Source organism: Lentzea sp. NPDC036949, assembly GCF_055608075.1.
In genome coordinates, this window is the sequence record NZ_JBVJRA010000012.1 from 162,705 (window position 1) to 177,960 (window position 15,256).

A 15,256-nucleotide genomic window follows, 5' to 3' on the forward strand; every position below is an offset into this window, starting at 1 on the left:
TCAACGGCCCCTTCACTGGCCCTTGTACTTCGCGGCGACCTTCTCAGCGAGCCCCTGACCGTTGTTCAGCGCCTCGTCGACGCTCACCGCACCCGCGATGGCGGAGCTGATCTGCTGCGACACCTGCGTGCCCAGGTCGGTGAACTCGGGGATGCCGACGAACTGGATGCCGGGCGCCGGGCGCTCCTGCACACCGGGGTTGAGCGGCTTCGCGCTCTTGATCGCGGCCTCGGCCATCGCGGAGAACGAGCCGGACGACTGCTTGTACTCGGCGCGCTGGTAGGTCGACGCGCGCTTGCCGTCGGGCAGCTTCGACCAGCCGAGGTTCTTGCCGACCAGCTCCTCGTAGCCCTTGCCGGACGCCCACGAGACGAACTTCCAGGCCGCGTCCTGCTTCTTCGAGGCCTTCTGGATGCCGAACGCCCAGGTGTAGAGCCAGCCGGAGCTGTCGGTCTTCACGACCGGCGCCTGGGTGAAGCCGAGCTTGCCCTTGACCGGCGAGTCGGCGGCCTCCAGCAGACCGGCGGCGACCGTGGCGTCGTACCACATCGCGACCTTGCCCTGCGTCATGTTGTTCAGGCACTCGGCGAACCCGGCCTGCGGGGCGCCCGCTTCACCGTAGTTGCGGACGAGGTCCACGTAGAACTTGGTGGCCTCCTTGAACTCCGGCGCGTTGACCTGCGCCTGCCAGTCCTTGGTGAACCACGTGCCGCCGAAGGTGTTCACGACCGTGGTGAGCGGCGCCATGACCTGGCCCCAGCCCGGCTGGCCGCGCAGGCAGATGCCGCGCACCTCGGGCGTCGCGACCTTCTGCGCGGCCTCGGCGACCTGCTGCCAGGTCGGCTTCTCCGGCAGCGTGACGCCCTTGGCCTCGAAGATGTCCTTGCGGTACATGAGGAACGACGACTCGCCGTAGAACGGCTGCGCGTACACCTTGCCGTCCGCAGCGGTCAGCGACTGCTTGATCGGCTCCAGGATGTCGGCCTGGTCGAAGGCGCTGTCCTTGGCCACGAAGTCGTCCATCGGCGCCAGCCAGCCGTTCTTGGCGAACATCGGCGTCTCGTAGTTGGAGATCGTGGCGACGTCGTACTGACCGGCCTGGCTGGAGAAGTCCTGGCTGATCTTGTCGCGGACGTCGTTCTCGGGCAGCACGGTGAAGTTCACCTTGATGCCGGTGTCCTTGGTGAAGTTGTCCGCGGTGAGCTTCTGCAGGTCCTGCATCTGCGGGTTGTTCACCATCAGGACGTTCACGGAGTCGGCACCGCCGCCTCCGCCACCGCCGGCGCCCGCGCAGGCGGAAGCGAGGAGCAGCACAGCGGTCGCGGCGCCGAGCGTGCGGATCGACGACATCGTCGGTTCCTTTCGGGGGATTTCGGGCACGGCGAAGACACCAGGCGTACCCGTCAGGGGGCTTGTCCTGGCGTCTGCAAGTACCGCCAACTGGCTGTTGGCAGTACTTGCAGACGCCCTCAGGCTCTGATCACTTTGGGGCCGAGCAAGGAGTAGCGGTGGGCCTCGTGGGCGGACAGGCCCGAGTCCGTGACGATCGCCTCCAGGTCGCCGATCTCGGCGAACCGGTTGAAGCTCGACACGCCGAACTTCGTGTGCACCCCGACGAAGATCTTCCGCCGGGACACGCTGAGCGCCTTGGCCTTCACCGCGCCGACCACCGGGTCGGGCGTGGTCAGACCGTGCTCGCGGGAGATCCCGTTCGCACCGATGTAAGCCAGGTCGATCACCATCTCGCCGAGCATCCGCAGCACCCAGTGGTCCACGGTGGCCAGCGTGTGGCCGCGGACCCGGCCGCCCAGCAGCAGGACGACGCACGACGGGTGCTCCGACATCGCCGCCGCGGTCGGCAGCGACGCGGTGATGACCGTGAGCGGGTTGGTGGTCGGCAACGCTTCCGCGACGAGCTGCGGCGTGAAACCCTCGTCGATGAAGACCGTCTCGGCGTCGTCGAGCCGTTCGGCCGCGGCCTTCGCGATGCGCCGCTTCTCCGGCACGTGCGACCCGGCCCGGAACCGCAGACCGGTCTCGAAGCCGGCGCTCTCGACCGGAACCGCGCCACCGTGCGTGCGCCGCACCAGCCCGTGCTCGTCGAGCAACCGCAGGTCACGCCGGACGGTCTCCGGTGCGACCTGGAGCTCCTGGGCCATCTCCACCACGTCGACGCGCCCGTCGGCGCGAGCCCTGGCCAGGATGCGGCGCTTGCGGTCCTCGGCTCGCATGTCACCTGCCCGTTCGGATCTGCTGATGCCCGTTCGGGCTGTGCATAGATGAAACACCCCTGAAACGTTGTGGTCGGTACCACAACAGAGTGACATCTTGCCCGGTTTCAGCCCGTTTCACATGGCAAAAGCCGCGCCCACCTGGGACGCGGCTTTCGGGCATGCCCGTTTCGGGTATCCGAATGGCCCGTTTCTAGCCCAACCAGGCAGCCGCGTCGACCGGCAGCCTGCCGTCGTCGTCGAGCGGCACGCTGGTCACCACCGGTGTCCCGGGCAGCGCGACCGGGTGGCCGGACAGGTTGACGACACAGGTGTGGTCGCCGCGCCGGAACGCCAGCACGTCCTCGCCCAGGTCGAGCCACTCCAGGTCGCCCTCGACGGCCTTGCGCAGGGCGAAGACCCGCCGGTACAGCTCCAGCATGGACCCCGGCTCGCCGGTCTGCGCGCTGACCGAGAACTCCTGCCAGTTCTCCGGCTGCGGCAACCAGCTCGGACCGTCGTCAGCGGACCAGGGCAGCGGCACCCGGCACCCGTCGCGCCCGCGGTCGGTGAACCCCGACCGGTGCCACACCGGGTCCTCCCTCAGCTCGTCCGGCAGGTCCTCGACCTCCCACAACCCCAGTTCCTCGCCCTGGTAGACGTACACCCCACCGGGCAGCGCCGCCGTGAGCATGATCGCCGCGCGGGCCCGTTTCGTGCCCAGTTCGAAGTCCGTGGGCGCCCTGTGCTGCCGGTCCGCGAACGAGAACCCGGTCTTCTCCCGCCCGTACCGCGTGACGTGCCGCGTGACGTCGTGGTTGGACAGCACCCAGGTCGGCGGCGCGCCCACGGGTTCGTGCGCCGCGAGCGTGCTGTCGACGACCTTGCGCAGCTCGGCCGCGTTCCACGGGCAGCACAGGAAGTCGAAGTTGAACGCGCTGTGCATCTCGTCGTTGCGCAGGTACCGCGCGAACCGCTCCGGGTCCGGCAGCCACATCTCCCCGACGAGGATCCGGTCGCCGTCGTACTCGTCGACGACCTTGCGCCAGTGCCGGTAGATCTCGTGCACGCCGTCCTGGTCGGAGTAGGGCAGGTCCGCGTCCGGTTTCGAGAAGTCCTTGACCAGCCCGTCGGCCACGTCGATGCGGAACCCGTCGACACCCCGGTCGAGCCAGAACCGCAGGATGTCCTCGAACTCGGCGTGGACCACCGGGTTCTCCCAGTTGAAGTCCGGCTGCTCGGCGGCGTAGAGGTGCAGGTACCACCGCCCGTCGTCGAGCTTGCTCCACGCGGGCCCGCCGAACCGCGACTTCCAGTCGTTCGGCAGCTCCTCGCCGTCCCGGATGTGGAAGCGGTCCCACAACCCGTCCCTGAACCACGGGTGCTGGTCGCTGCAGTGGTTCGGCACCAGGTCGATGATGATCCGGATGCCGAGGTCGTGCGCGTCGGCGATGAGCTCCTCGGCATCGGCCAGCGTGCCGAACACCGGCTCGATGTCGCGGTAGTCGGCCACGTCGTACCCGCCGTCGGCCAGCGGGCTGGGGTACCAGGGGTTGAGCCAGATCGCGTCGAACCCGAGTCCGGCGATGTGCTGGAGACGCTGCCTGAGGCCGGCGAGGTCGCCGACGCCGTCACCGTTGCCGTCGGCGAAGCTGCGGAGGTAGACCTGGTAGATGGATGCGTTGCGCCACCAGCTCATGCGCGGTGTCCTTTCAGCCCTTGATAGATCCCGCGGTGAGCCCCGCGAGGATGTGCCGCTGGAACGCCAGGAACAGCGCCACCATCGGCAGGCTCGCCAGCACCAGCCCGGCGAGCAGGAGGTTGATCGGGGTGTCCGGTGCGAAGCGCTGCAACGCGACGCTGAGCGTCTGCTTCGCCGGGTCGGGGAACACGAGCAGCGGCCAGATGAAGTCCTTCCACGCCGCCACGACCGTGAAGATGGAGACGACGGCGAGGATCGGGCGCGAGATCGGCAGGACGATGCGGGTGAGGACCGTCCAGGTGCTCGCACCGTCCATCCTGGCCGCCTCCAGCAGCTCCTCGGGGATCTGGTCGAAGAAGCGCTTGAGCAGGTAGACGTTCAGCGCGTTCGCCGCGGCCGGCAGCCAGATGCCGGCCGGGTTGTTCAGCAGGCCCAGGTCGGTGAGCGTGAGGTAGACCGGCACCAGCAAGGCCGTGGCGGGCAGCATCATCGTGGCCAGCATCAGGCCGAGGACCACGTTGCCGAACAACGGCTTCAGCTTCGACAGCGCGTACGCGGCCGGGATGATCACGACCATCTGCACCGCCCACGCCCCGAACGCGACGACGACGGTGTTCAGGAAGAACTTGCCGAGGTCCATGTAGTTCCAGGCGTCGGCGTACGCACCCGGCTCCCACGTCCGCGGCAGGACCGTCGGCGGCTGCTGGGCGAGCTCGGCCGGTGGTTTGAACGCACCGAGCAGCACCCACACCAGCGGCACGAGGAACGCGACCGTGAACAGGACGAGGGTGAGCGCGAGGACGACCCAGTAGAGCTTGCCGCCGGGTTTGGTGAGGGTCCTCACGCGTCCGCCCTCCTGGTGAGCTTGAGGTAGAGGAAGGAGAAGACGCCGAGCACCGCGAACAGGATGAGGCTGAGCGCGCTGGCGGTGCCGAAGTCGTTGTAGACGAAGGCGTAGCGGTAGAGCAGGAGCAGGACCGTGACGGTCGAGTCCTCCGGGCCGCCGCCGGTCATGATGAACGGCTCGGTGAAGACCTGCATGGTCGCGACGACCTGCAGCAGCAACAACATCAGCAGCACGAACTTGGTCTGGGGGATCGTGACGTTCCAGACCTTCCTGAAGATCCCCGCGCCGTCGAGCTCCGCGGCCTCGTACAGCTCGCCGGGGATCGTCTGCAGCGCGGCCAGGTAGATCAGCGTCGCCGCGCCCATGTTCGCCCACGTGGTGAGCAGGACGATGCTGATCAGGCTGGTGTCCGCCGAGTCGAGCCACTGCAGGCCCGGCAGCCCGGCTCCGCGCAGGACCGAGTTGAACAGGCCGGGTCCCGGGTCGTAGAACCACTTCCACAGCAGGGCCGTGACGACCGGCGGCAGCATCACCGGCAGGTAGACCAGCAGCCGGAAGTAGCCCTTGGCGTGCCGCAGCTCGTTGAGCACCACGGCGGTGAGGAACGGGACGCCGAAACCGATCAGCAGCGCGAGGACCGTGTAGTAGGCCGTGTTGCGCCACGCCACCGCGAACAGCGGGTCGTCGAACAGGCGCCGGAAGTTCTCCCAGCCGACCCACTCGGGGTCGGAGACGAAGTTGACCTGCTGGAAGCTCAGGACCACCCCGCGCACGATCGGGTACCAGGAGAACACCGCGAAGACGACGAGCGCGAGGCTGAGGAAGCCGTACGCGGTGACGTGCCGCCGCAACCTACTTCACCTGCGCCAGAACGGCGTTGACCTTGGTCTCCGCGTCCGCGAGCAGCTGCGCGTGGTCGGCGTCCCTGTTCGTGAGGGCCGCCTGCACGACGTTGTCGAGGATCGCGTAGACCTGCTGCGCCTGCGGCGGTTCGAGGCTGCCCCTGGTCTTCTCCGAACCGTCCACGTAGGCCTGGAAGTTCTGCACCGGCATGGTGGCGTACCTGCCCTTGAGCTCCTCCTGCCGCTTGCGCGGCTCACCGGTCCAGATGTCGGCGATCGGCGGGATCGGCAGGCCGACGGGCTGGCCGCGGTCCTTGTACTTCTGCAGGTTCGCTTCGAGCCGGTCCGGGTTGAGGTACTTCCACTGCACCCACTTGAGACCGGCCTTGATCTTCTCCGGCGTGGCCTTCGGGTTGATCATGTAGCCCTCGCCGCCGAGCAGCGTGCCCTGCTGACCGGGGATCGCGGCGAGGCCGTAGTCGTCGTACTTGCCCTTGAACTGGTTGACGATCGCGGCGACGTTGTCCGGCGCGGCCAGGTACATGCCGAGCTGCCCGGCGCCCATCATGTTCTGCACGTCGCCGATCTCCAGGAGCTGCTTCTCGCCCATGGAGCCGTCGTCCCAGCGCATCTCCTTGAGCCGGCGCAGGACTTCCTTGCCCTTGTCGTTGTTGAAGTCGGCCCTGTACTTCTCGCCGTCCTTGCGCGCGACGTCCCCGCCGACGGACTTCATCCACGTGGTGAAGTGCCAGCCGCCCTGGTTGCTCTTGCTGTACTCGGCGAACCCGGTGACACCGGCGTCCTTGAGCTTCTTGGCGGCCGCGCGGACCTCGTCCCACGTCCGCGGCGGCGTGTTCGGGTCGAGGCCCGCCTTGGTGAAGTTCGCGCGGCTGTAGAGCAGACCCATCGTGTAGTTGGCGGTGGGCAGCCCGTAGACCTTGCCGTCGACCGTGAAGACGTCCTTGAGCTCCTGCTTGAGGTCGCCGTAATGCGGGACGTCCTTGACGTGGTCGGTGATGTCGGCGGCCTGCTTGCGCGCGATGAGCGCCGCCGGATCGGTGAAGTAGACGTAGAAGACGTCCTCCAGCTGCCCGCCGGCGAGCTTGGCGGAGAACGTCTTCGGGTCCATGAACCCCTCGTGCGGCACGAGGTCGACGTCGGGGTTCTGCTGCTCGAACTCCGCGACGTCCTCGTCGAACACCTTGCGGTCGAACGCCTGCGTCTGCGGCGGCTGACCGTTGATGTTGATCACGACCTTGCCGCCCGTGTCAGCCGTGGTACCGCTCCCACAGCCGGCAACGAGCACGCAGCCCAACAACACGGCAGCGGACTTCTTCATGGTGGGGCCGCCCTTCTCGCGAGCGCGTCGATGTGACGGCGACCATAAGTCTCCGTTACATCTGAACGCAATATCCAGACTGAAACTCGCAAGAAGTTGACTGACCTACCTGGCCGGTGCCGTGGAGGCCCTCACCACCAGTTCCGGCTCGAACAGCAGCTCGTCGGGCGCGACGGCGTTGCCGCTGATCTGGTTCGCCAGCAGCTCCACGGCCGCCCGCCCCATGGCCTCGATCGGCTGCCGCACCGTGGTGAGGGGCGGATCGGTGCAGGTCATGAAGGCGCTGTCGTCGTACCCGATGATCGACACATCCTTGGGCACGTCCAGCCCCGCCCGCCGGACGGCCCTGATGGCGCCGAGCGCCAGCGGGTCACTGGCGCAGATGATCGCCGTGACGCCGCGCTGCACCAGCTTGGTCGCCGCCGCCTGCCCGCCTTCGAGGCTGAACATGGCGTGCTCGACGTCCGCCCCGCCACACCGCTGGATCGTCTCCAGCTTGCGCTGGCTCGGCATGTGGTCCGGCGGCCCCAGCACCGCACCGATCCGCTTGTGCCCCAACGAGGTCAGGTGCCCGTACGCCTGCTCCACCGCCACCGTGTCGTCGCAGCTGACCCGCGGGAACGCCAGGTCGTCTATGGCGGCGTTGACCAGCACCGCGGGCAGCTTCCTGGCCATCATCTGCTGGTAGTGCCCGTGGCTTGCATCCCTTTGCGCGTACAGCCCGCCGGCGAACACGATCCCGCTGACGTGCTGTTCGAGGAGCAGCTCCAGGTACTCCGCCTCCGTGACCCCACCGGCCGTCCGCGTGCACAGCACGGGCGTGAAGCCCCGTTGGGCCAACGCGTTGCCCACCACGTCCGCGAACGCCGGGAAGATCGGGTTCTGCAGCTCCGGCAGCACCAGCCCGACCAACCGCGCCCGCTCACCCCGCAGCTGGGTGGGCCGCTCGTACCCCAGCACGTCCAGCGCTGTCAGCACCGCCGACCGGGTGGCGTCCGACACGCCGGGCTTGCCGTTCAGCACCCGGCTGACGGTGGCCTCGCTGACCCCGACCTTGGCCGCGACCTCGGCCAGCCTCCGTTGCGTCATGGCGCAAGTGTACGCAAGTTCTTGCGTTCATTTGCGCGCCACGCTCACCCGGCTGGCGGGAGGCCGCCGGGGTGGCTCGTGGCTACGCTGGAGGGCCGTTCCCGGGCGAGGGGAGACGTCATGGCTTCCGAACCTGTTCCGAGCGTGCCCGCGCCGATGGTGCCCGCGCCGGCCGAGCCGGACCGGTTCGGCCGGCCGCAGCCGAAGGTGAGCGGCGTGGACTGGTTCCGGCGGATGCCGAACGGCGGCGGCACGGTCTACCGGCGTCCCTGACCCTTGCAAGAGATCCCGCGCGCTCGACACCTTCCGGGAGGCGGCGAACGCGTTCGAGGAGCGGCTCGAGTGCTATGCGGGACCGGAGCACGGCGCGGTGCGCAAAGCCGAGTTCCGCAGGGTGCCGGCCAGCGCTCTGCGCCGGCACATCTCGTTGCCGGTCGGGATGACGGACGCCGACGTTGTGCTCTTCATCGCCGACCTGAGCCGGGAGACGTCGGAGCTCGTTCGCGTGCGGCACCACTACCGGTGGTCGCAGACGCTCGCCGACCACTTCCTGTTCTGGTCCGCTGTCAGGCCGATGTTCGTCCGGACGGTCGCGATGGTCCTGCGCGAGCTCACGCAGGACGGTGAGCTGCAGGTGTGGGTGCAGCCGTTCCTCGACGGCGTCGGCTCGCTCATCCTCGACACCAAGGGCGGCAGGGCATCGCGGCCATCTGGTGACCGCGGCCGGCGGTCAGCCCAGCGCCTCCCGCCACAGCAACGCCACCCCGTGCCCCGGCAACAACCACGACCGCACGTCCAGGTCCCGCAGCTCCCCGGCCTGCAGCCACTGCGCGGACGCCGTCGCCGACCGGAACGTGAACGGCATGACCCGGAACTCGTGCGGCGGCGACTCGGCGACCGCGAGCCCCGTCGCGTCGAAGCTGATGGTGTCCACGAAGGACGGGTAGGGCGACTGCCAGTAGCAGAACCCGTCGTTGGTGCGCTGCAAGGTGCGCGACCACACCGTCAGGCCGCAGATCGCGCGCACCACGTGGTCGTCGGCGATGCCGGAGAGGTCGCACTCGAAGATCCGCAGGTCGCTCATGTGGCTCATCGGGCTGAGCTTGGGCAGCGGGCCCATCGCCTCGCGGAAGAACGTCAGGTAGGTGGCCCACTCGCCGAACCTCACCTCGACCGGCGGGATCTGGCTCGGTTCCGCCGAACGGCGCTGGCCCTCGTGGTCGAGGTAGTCGATGGCGATCTGGGTGGAGCGGCGCAGGTCGTCGACGGACTCCAGGAACAGCGACGAGTCGGGGATGAAGTACAGCTCGAAGAGCGGGTAGCGGCAGGCGGCGCTGATGGTGTCGCGCAGCAGGGCGTTGGAGGTCGCGAAGATGACGAAGCGGTCGACGGGGACGCTGTTGCGGAACTGGTACCGCTGCGTCGTCATCAGGTGGTAGGTCTTGGTGTCGATGCCCTGCAGCTCCAGCTTCACGGTGGTGCCGGTGCTGATCGTGAGGTCGTCGCCGCGGGGGAGCATGCCGCTGCCGCCCAGGACGCCGGCGACCACGTCGTCGTTGGCGACGTTCGGGCCGTAGACGGAGGCCAGGAACGTGCGCAGCACCTCGGAGGGGAGCAGGTGCTCCAGGAAGACGGGACCGGTCAGCCGGCCGACCTCGGCGACCAGGCGCTGGTGCAAGAAGAGCTCGTAGGCGCCGAGCAGGAACCCGGCCAGCGCGGGCAGCGGCCAGGCGACGACGAGCACGTCGTGCAGCACCGAGCGGGTGGCGGGTTGCCAGAGCAGGACGACGCTCAGGTCGAGGGCGGCCAGCAGGACCAAGAAAAGTGCGAGGGCCAGCGCCTGTACCCGCCTGTGCGCCACCTTCCCGCCGCCCCCTCACTCCACCGGCTCGTCCATACATGGTGGGAGTGACGGGGCAGCGGCACCAGACCCGTTCGGTGGACGCCGTACTAGCGGGAGCGGTCCCACATCGGCTCGTCGTGCACGCCGACGTAGGTGCTCAGGCCGGCGCGGGGCTTGGTGTCGTCGGACGTCAGGTCGTCGTACAACCCGAGCAGGTGCGTGGTCATCGCGCTCTTCGCGCCCACCTCGTCGTGGCGGCGCAGGAACCAGATGACCTGCTCGTGCTCGTTCGCCGAGCGGTTGTGCACCTCGCGGGACGGGTGCGCGTGGCGCTTGCAGTCCTGCAGACCGGGCACGAGGGCCTGGTACATCTGCTCCAGCAGCTCGTTGTGCGCCGCGCGGATCAGTGCCGAGTGGAACTCCTCGTCCGCCTCGATCACCTCCTGCACGTCCTCCACCTCGGCGCGCTGGTAGCGGTGGTTGAGCTTCGCGAGCTCGTCCAGCTCGCCGTCACCCGCGCGGACCGCGGCCAGCGAGGCGGCCGTGGTCTCCAGGGCGATGCGCACCTCCAGCAGGTCGGTGTGCGTGAACTGGCGGGCGGCGAGGCGGCCCTCCAGGTGCTCCTCGACAGCGGTCAGGTCGGTGCGGCGGACGTACCAGCCCAGGCCGCGGCGGACCTCGACGATGCCCTGGAGCTGGAGGCGCTGCAGAGCCGTGCGCAACGACGAGCGGGCGACGTCCAGTTTGCGGGCCAGCTCCGGCTCGGTGGGCAGTCGATCACCCGCCCTGAGGGTGCCGCCGATGATCTGCTCCCGGAGCTTCTGCTCGATGAGCTCCGGAAGCGGCCGTCGCGAGTCGGGCGAGAGCGCCCAGCTCTCGCCCAGATGGGAGTCGTCGGCGGGCATTGGCCCAGCGTAGGGCGCTGGCGGTCTGGTTGCAACTTGTCTGGCAACCTGTCCGCAGTTGACAGACAACCTACAACTAGGCGATCCTTGCACTGGGGCGAGAGGCCTCGGACCGCCCACACCGAGGAGCCCCGGCTCGCCCAGTCGGGAGGGGAACGAGATGTCCGCAGGGAGTGCACTCGGAATCGCAGCAGCCGTCGCAGTCGCCGTCACCGCGATCGGATGGCGCACCGTGCTCACGATGGTCGCCGTCTCGGTCGTCGCGCTGGCCGTCGTCGGCTTCGTGAACGTCACCAGCATCATGTTCGGCTGATGAGCAGAACCAGGGTGCCCGGTCTGCGCCGCCCGCAGGCCGGGCACCTCCTCTTCCGGGCGCCGTTTCGGGAAAGGGCCACCGGGTGCTCTAGGGTCTCGGCGGTGGCCACTGCTCACACGCTGCACGCGCGCATCGCGCCCGCAGCCGTCCTGGTCGACGAACGGCGCACGCTCTACCGCCTCGCGGCCGACCTGTTCGCGCCGGGCACCGAGTTGTCGGACAACCTCGCCGACCACCCGGTCGTCCGCTACGAGATCGGCCGCGCCCTCGCCGGTGCCGGCGACCTGGACCTCGCTCGCCTGCACGAGGCGGCCGGCCTGCGCGTGCGGGACGCCGGTGTGCCGGTGGCCGCGGACCCGAGGTCGGCCGTGCTGCTCGAAGCACCGCTGCGGATCATCGCGCCGCCCGGTGTGGTCGTGGAGCCGCTGACCGAGGCGGACGGGGAGCGCTTCTCGGCGGCGCTGCGGGTCGTCACCGACGGCGTCCGGCTGTTCCGCGCCCTCGCCCCCGACACCGCCGGCGACCTGCTCGCCCACGTGTCGATGCTCGCCGTGCTCAAGCGGGAGACGTCCGGGGGAGTCGTCTCCGCGTCGTCGCGGTACGTGCCCGGCATCGTGCTGGTCGACGAGCCCGCGCTGCCGATCGAGGTGGCCGAGGCCCTCGTGCACGAGGGCGCGCACGAGAAGTTCTTCGACCTGGCGATCACTCGCGAGTTCCTCGACGCGCACGCCGAGGACGTCGAGCTCTTCGAGACGTCCTGGTCGCACGCGCGGTGGCCGCTGGAGCAGACGTTCGCGGCCTGGCACGCCTACAGCTGCCTCGCCCAGTTCGCGCAGGCCTGCGCGGGCGTCGAGCCCGGCCCCGACTCGCTGCTGCCGAAGGCGCGCGAGCGGGCCGAGGAGATCGGCGCGTGGCTGCTCACCCATGAACAGGACCTGCGTCCGGACGCGCGCTGGCTGTTGCGCGCTCTCGCGGGCGAGCCGGGCGGCGCTCCGTCCGTTGTGGACGACGGCGGTGCCGGGATCGGCGCCGGCGACCGGTTCCGCCTCGGCGCGGGCGTCCGCCACCGGCGTGCCGCGTCGGGACGCGCGGTGGTGGGCCGGGTGGCCCCGCTGCCGGAGATCTTCTTCCTGGACGAGGACGCGGGCCGGGTGATCGGCCGGCTGCCGCACGACGGCGGTCCGGTGGCGTACGACGACATCGTTGCGGGGGCGAGCAGGTCGTGGACGGTGGACGGGGAGACCGCGGCGCGGCGTTCGAGGGCCGCGCTGGCCTCGCTCCTGGCGAGCTCGATCGTCGAACGGGTGTCCTGAGCGGTCCGCGGCTGGCGCTCCCGCCGGGTGCCGTTCGTCCCGGTGAAGCGGTGCGGCTTACCGAAGGTTCCGCCGCGCGAACCCGATCGGGTGAGAATGCAAAGCTGCTCGCGCCGGGCTCGTCCGTGTCGGGAAAACTGCTGGTGAAAGGGGTTTGCGGTCCGATGTAGGCTGCCGAATCCCGTTCCGCGGGAAGCGGCGGTTGACGGCCCACGAAGCCCGGTCCGCTAGTTTTCGGCGACGCACGTTCCGGTTCGAGTTCCGCACCGGTGCGGTGCGGCACCATCTGAAGATCATCACAGGGTTCCGCTTCACTTCTCGAGAAGGAACGATGACCACCCCGAACCAGCCTCTTCGCCGGCCGCAGACTCCCGGCGTCCCTGTTCCGCACCTCCCGACCGGTGCGGGTCCGGTGATCGGTCAGCCCGTCACCCCGGTCGACTGGTTCAGGCGGATGCCGAACGGTGGCACCGTGTTCCTGAGGCCCTCCGAGGGCGCGCAGAACGACTGAGTCGTGATCGACGGAGGAGGGCCGGCCACCAGCCGGCCCTTTCCTCGTTCGGGTGCACACCTCCTCGTGGTCGTATAACAACTGGGCCACAAGGCCTACTGTGAGTTGGTTACTGGTCCGTCAAGCGCACGCCGATGGTCTTAGATCTCGGCAACCCGCCGACCCCAATGGAGCAACCCGATGCGCATGACGCCCCTGAGAACCGCCGGCCTCGCCGCCTCCGCCGTGGCGGCCCTGTTCGCGCTCACGACCGCCGCCACTGCCAAGCCGGCGCCGGCGCCGGTGTCCGGTGACGAGCGTGCGGTCGCCTACGACGGCAACGTCGACATCAACCACAGGGACGCCTGCACCGTCGGTGGGCTCAGCGGCACGCCGATCGCGCCCGGCCAGTTCACCTTCACCGGTGGCGCGAACCAGCAGGACGTCGACATCACCGCCGTCCCGGCCGGCACCACGATCACGGGTGTCGTGGTCAAGGGCGGGGACGCCTACAACGTCTACCTGGCCCCCAAGCTCGCTTCGCTGCCGTGGAACGACCTGCGGGCGCCGCAGAACAACGGCGGGCAGGTGCCGGCGATCAGCCACTGGTACGCGTGCGGGACCACCACGCAGCAGTCGAGCAGCAGCAGCTCGACCACCACGACGACCACGACGGTCACGACCACGTCGAGCAGTGGCACCACCACGACGACGACCTCGCCGGTGACGACCACGACCACCTCGTCCTCCGGCGCCGTCACGTCCGCGCCGGCCGTCACCACCACCAACGCCGCCGTCGTGCCGGTGAACGAGGACGACGACCTGGCCTCCACGGGCTTCGGGTCCGCCTGGCTGATCGGCCTGGGCGCCGCCCTGCTCGCCGCCGGTGCCGCCGTGCTGTTCGTGCTGCGCAGGCGCCGCGCCTAGGAGTTCTGCATCAGCACGCCCCAGAGCGTGCCGAACAGGATGCGTGTGCGGACGTGGAACTCCACGTCCTCGGGAGCCGCCCCGCCGCCGTAGGTCTCCACGGTGCGCCGGGCGGCTTCCGCGCCTTCGGCACCGGCCAGGCAGGCGAGGTCCCAGGCGACCGGGCCGCGCCAGGTGTCCTCGAAATCGAGCCACACGGGACCGTGCGGGCCCATCAGCAGGTTGCCGCAGTGCGGGTCGCCGTGCAGAGGCTGGACATCGCGGTAGTGGGCGTCCCACGACGCCATGAGCTCGGCACGACGTTCACGGAACGGTTCAAGATCCGGCACGCCTATGCCATTCAGATAGGCCAGCGTGTTGTCGACGTCGTCCACAGGGCCGCGCACGGGCAGAGGGCCGTCATAGGACCGCAGCTCGGCGTGCAGGGCGGGCAGCAGCTTGAGCACGTCAAGGCGTGAGAACTCGTAGCCGGGGTCGTGCGGCACGAACGTGCTGAACGACACCACGAACCCGTCGTACGGATGCGGCCCCGCGGGAAGCTCCGCCGAGGGCATCACGACCGGCACGCCACGAGCGGCCAGGAACGCGGAAATCGCCAGGTCACGCGCGAAGTGATCGGCCACGGACGGGCGCACCAGGGCCGTGCGGGCGGCGACACGGGCCACCACCGGTGCCGGGCGCAGGTGGACGATGACGTTGCTGCCGTCCTTCAGCACGGCCGGGTCCGTGGCGGTGATGCCGTGCGCGGCGGCCAGTGACACGGCGGCCCTCACGGCGGCGGAGGCGCTCATGGGACGAGGGTCACATCACCCCTGGGGCAGGAGCGACTCCATTTCCGCGATCTCCTTCTCCTGAGCTGCGACGACGTCCTGCGCGAGCGAGCGCGCGCCCGGGTCGGTACCGGCGTCGAGGTGCTTGCGCGCCATCTCCACGGCGCCGCGGTGGTGCTGGATCATCAGCGACAGCCACTGCCGGTCGAAGTCGGTCCCGCGCAGGTCGGCGAGGGTGCCGAGGTCGACCATGCCGTGGTCGGCGGCGTGCCCGTGGTCCGCGTGCGAGGAGGCCTTCACCGGGGCGCCCCACGCCTTGAGCCAGCCGTTCATGCGGTCGATCTCCGGCTGCTGGTGCCGCGCGATGCGCTCGGCCAGGTCGACGACGTGCGCGCTGTCCGTGCGCTCGGCCACCAGACCGGTCATCTCCACGGCCTGCTCGTGGTGCGGGACCATGCCCTGCGCGAACGCGACGTCCGCCGAGTTGTGCGTGGCGGGCGAGCCGCACGCGGCCAAAGGGGACATACCCAGCAGAAGGGTCGCGGCTACGGCGAACGTACGAAGCACGGGGGTCACCTTACGTGTGACCTGCGCTACGCCGCTGGCCACGGGCCATGGCCCACCCGAGTGGAGCTGATCGGCTGCGTCTAATATCCGGGGAGT

Annotated in this window: 17 protein-coding genes; 5 read left to right on the forward strand and 12 right to left on the reverse strand. The window is 69.4% G+C overall.

The genetic code is table 11. The annotated features are described in order from the left end of the window. Window positions 1-12 precede the first annotated feature (12 nt). The 7 genes from ACZ7CD_RS30220 to ACZ7CD_RS30250 form a co-directional block, all read right to left on the reverse strand. Window positions 13-1,350, reverse strand: a complete 1,338-nt coding sequence (locus tag ACZ7CD_RS30220; RefSeq protein ID WP_470380215.1) for an ABC transporter substrate-binding protein — start codon at window positions 1,348-1,350, stop codon at window positions 13-15. 119 nt (window positions 1,351-1,469) lie between these two features. Next, window positions 1,470-2,231 carry a DeoR/GlpR family DNA-binding transcription regulator gene (locus ACZ7CD_RS30225; protein ID WP_360398135.1) on the reverse strand — a complete coding sequence of 254 codons (762 nt, stop codon included), beginning with the start codon at window positions 2,229-2,231 and terminating at the stop codon, window positions 1,470-1,472. A 193-nt stretch (window positions 2,232-2,424) separates the two neighbouring features. Continuing rightward, window positions 2,425-3,909 carry a glycoside hydrolase family 13 protein gene (locus ACZ7CD_RS30230; protein WP_470380216.1) on the reverse strand — a complete coding sequence of 495 codons (1,485 nt, stop codon included), beginning with the start codon at window positions 3,907-3,909 and terminating at the stop codon, window positions 2,425-2,427. A 13-nt stretch (window positions 3,910-3,922) separates the two neighbouring features. Beyond that, complete coding sequence (locus ACZ7CD_RS30235; RefSeq protein ID WP_470371345.1) at window positions 3,923-4,756, reverse strand: carbohydrate ABC transporter permease; 834 nt, start codon at window positions 4,754-4,756, stop codon at window positions 3,923-3,925. Next, the gene (locus ACZ7CD_RS30240) at window positions 4,753-5,610 is read right to left on the reverse strand and encodes a carbohydrate ABC transporter permease (RefSeq protein WP_360398141.1); all 858 of its coding nucleotides are present in this window, start codon (window positions 5,608-5,610) and stop codon (window positions 4,753-4,755) included. The genes ACZ7CD_RS30235 and ACZ7CD_RS30240 overlap by 4 nt, the downstream gene beginning before the upstream one ends. A 1-nt stretch (window position 5,611) precedes the next feature. Next, complete coding sequence (locus ACZ7CD_RS30245) at window positions 5,612-6,940, reverse strand: ABC transporter substrate-binding protein (protein WP_470380217.1); 1,329 nt, start codon at window positions 6,938-6,940, stop codon at window positions 5,612-5,614. 105 nt (window positions 6,941-7,045) lie between these two features. Next, complete coding sequence (locus ACZ7CD_RS30250; RefSeq protein ID WP_360398145.1) at window positions 7,046-8,029, reverse strand: LacI family DNA-binding transcriptional regulator; 984 nt, start codon at window positions 8,027-8,029, stop codon at window positions 7,046-7,048. Between the two features lie 120 nt (window positions 8,030-8,149). Between ACZ7CD_RS30250 and ACZ7CD_RS30255 the strand changes: the two genes are divergently transcribed. Next, window positions 8,150-8,302 (forward strand): hypothetical protein, encoded by a 153-nt coding sequence (locus ACZ7CD_RS30255; protein WP_470371343.1) that lies wholly within the window; start codon window positions 8,150-8,152, stop codon window positions 8,300-8,302. Window positions 8,303-8,545: 243 nt separating this feature from the next. Here the strand turns inward: ACZ7CD_RS30255 and ACZ7CD_RS30260 are convergent, their stop codons facing one another. The 3 genes from ACZ7CD_RS30260 to ACZ7CD_RS30270 form a co-directional block, all read right to left on the reverse strand. After that, window positions 8,546-8,704: a hypothetical protein gene (locus ACZ7CD_RS30260; protein ID WP_458434128.1), complete on the reverse strand. Its 159-nt coding sequence runs from the start codon at window positions 8,702-8,704 to the stop codon at window positions 8,546-8,548. A gap of 55 nt (window positions 8,705-8,759) precedes the next feature. Next, window positions 8,760-9,890, reverse strand: coding sequence for a hypothetical protein (locus ACZ7CD_RS30265; RefSeq protein ID WP_470380218.1), 1,131 nt, complete (start codon window positions 9,888-9,890; stop codon window positions 8,760-8,762). Window positions 9,891-9,979: 89 nt separating this feature from the next. After that, window positions 9,980-10,777 (reverse strand): FadR/GntR family transcriptional regulator, encoded by a 798-nt coding sequence (locus ACZ7CD_RS30270; protein WP_470380219.1) that lies wholly within the window; start codon window positions 10,775-10,777, stop codon window positions 9,980-9,982. 160 nt (window positions 10,778-10,937) lie between these two features. On the opposite strand from ACZ7CD_RS30270, the gene ACZ7CD_RS30275 reads away from it, so the two are divergent. From ACZ7CD_RS30275 to ACZ7CD_RS30290, 4 genes are all read left to right on the forward strand, one after another. Continuing rightward, on the forward strand, window positions 10,938-11,090 hold the full coding sequence (locus tag ACZ7CD_RS30275) for a hypothetical protein (protein WP_360398153.1): 153 nt from the start codon (window positions 10,938-10,940) through the stop codon (window positions 11,088-11,090). Window positions 11,091-11,194: 104 nt separating this feature from the next. Continuing rightward, a complete protein-coding gene (locus ACZ7CD_RS30280; protein WP_458434126.1) occupies window positions 11,195-12,406 on the forward strand; it encodes an aKG-HExxH-type peptide beta-hydroxylase in 1,212 nt (403 codons plus the stop codon). Window positions 12,407-12,737: 331 nt separating this feature from the next. Continuing rightward, complete coding sequence (locus ACZ7CD_RS30285; RefSeq protein ID WP_458434125.1) at window positions 12,738-12,917, forward strand: hypothetical protein; 180 nt, start codon at window positions 12,738-12,740, stop codon at window positions 12,915-12,917. Between the two features lie 186 nt (window positions 12,918-13,103). Then, entirely contained in the window at window positions 13,104-13,823 is a 720-nt protein-coding gene (locus ACZ7CD_RS30290; protein WP_470380220.1) for an LPXTG cell wall anchor domain-containing protein, read from the forward strand. Here ACZ7CD_RS30290 and ACZ7CD_RS30295 read toward each other — a convergent pair. Next, window positions 13,820-14,614 (reverse strand): phosphotransferase, encoded by a 795-nt coding sequence (locus tag ACZ7CD_RS30295; RefSeq protein ID WP_470380221.1) that lies wholly within the window; start codon window positions 14,612-14,614, stop codon window positions 13,820-13,822. The genes ACZ7CD_RS30290 and ACZ7CD_RS30295 overlap by 4 nt on opposite strands. Before the next feature lie 15 nt (window positions 14,615-14,629). Then, a complete protein-coding gene (locus ACZ7CD_RS30300) occupies window positions 14,630-15,118 on the reverse strand; it encodes a DUF305 domain-containing protein (protein ID WP_360398161.1) in 489 nt (162 codons plus the stop codon). Between the last annotated feature and the right edge of the window lie 138 nt (window positions 15,119-15,256).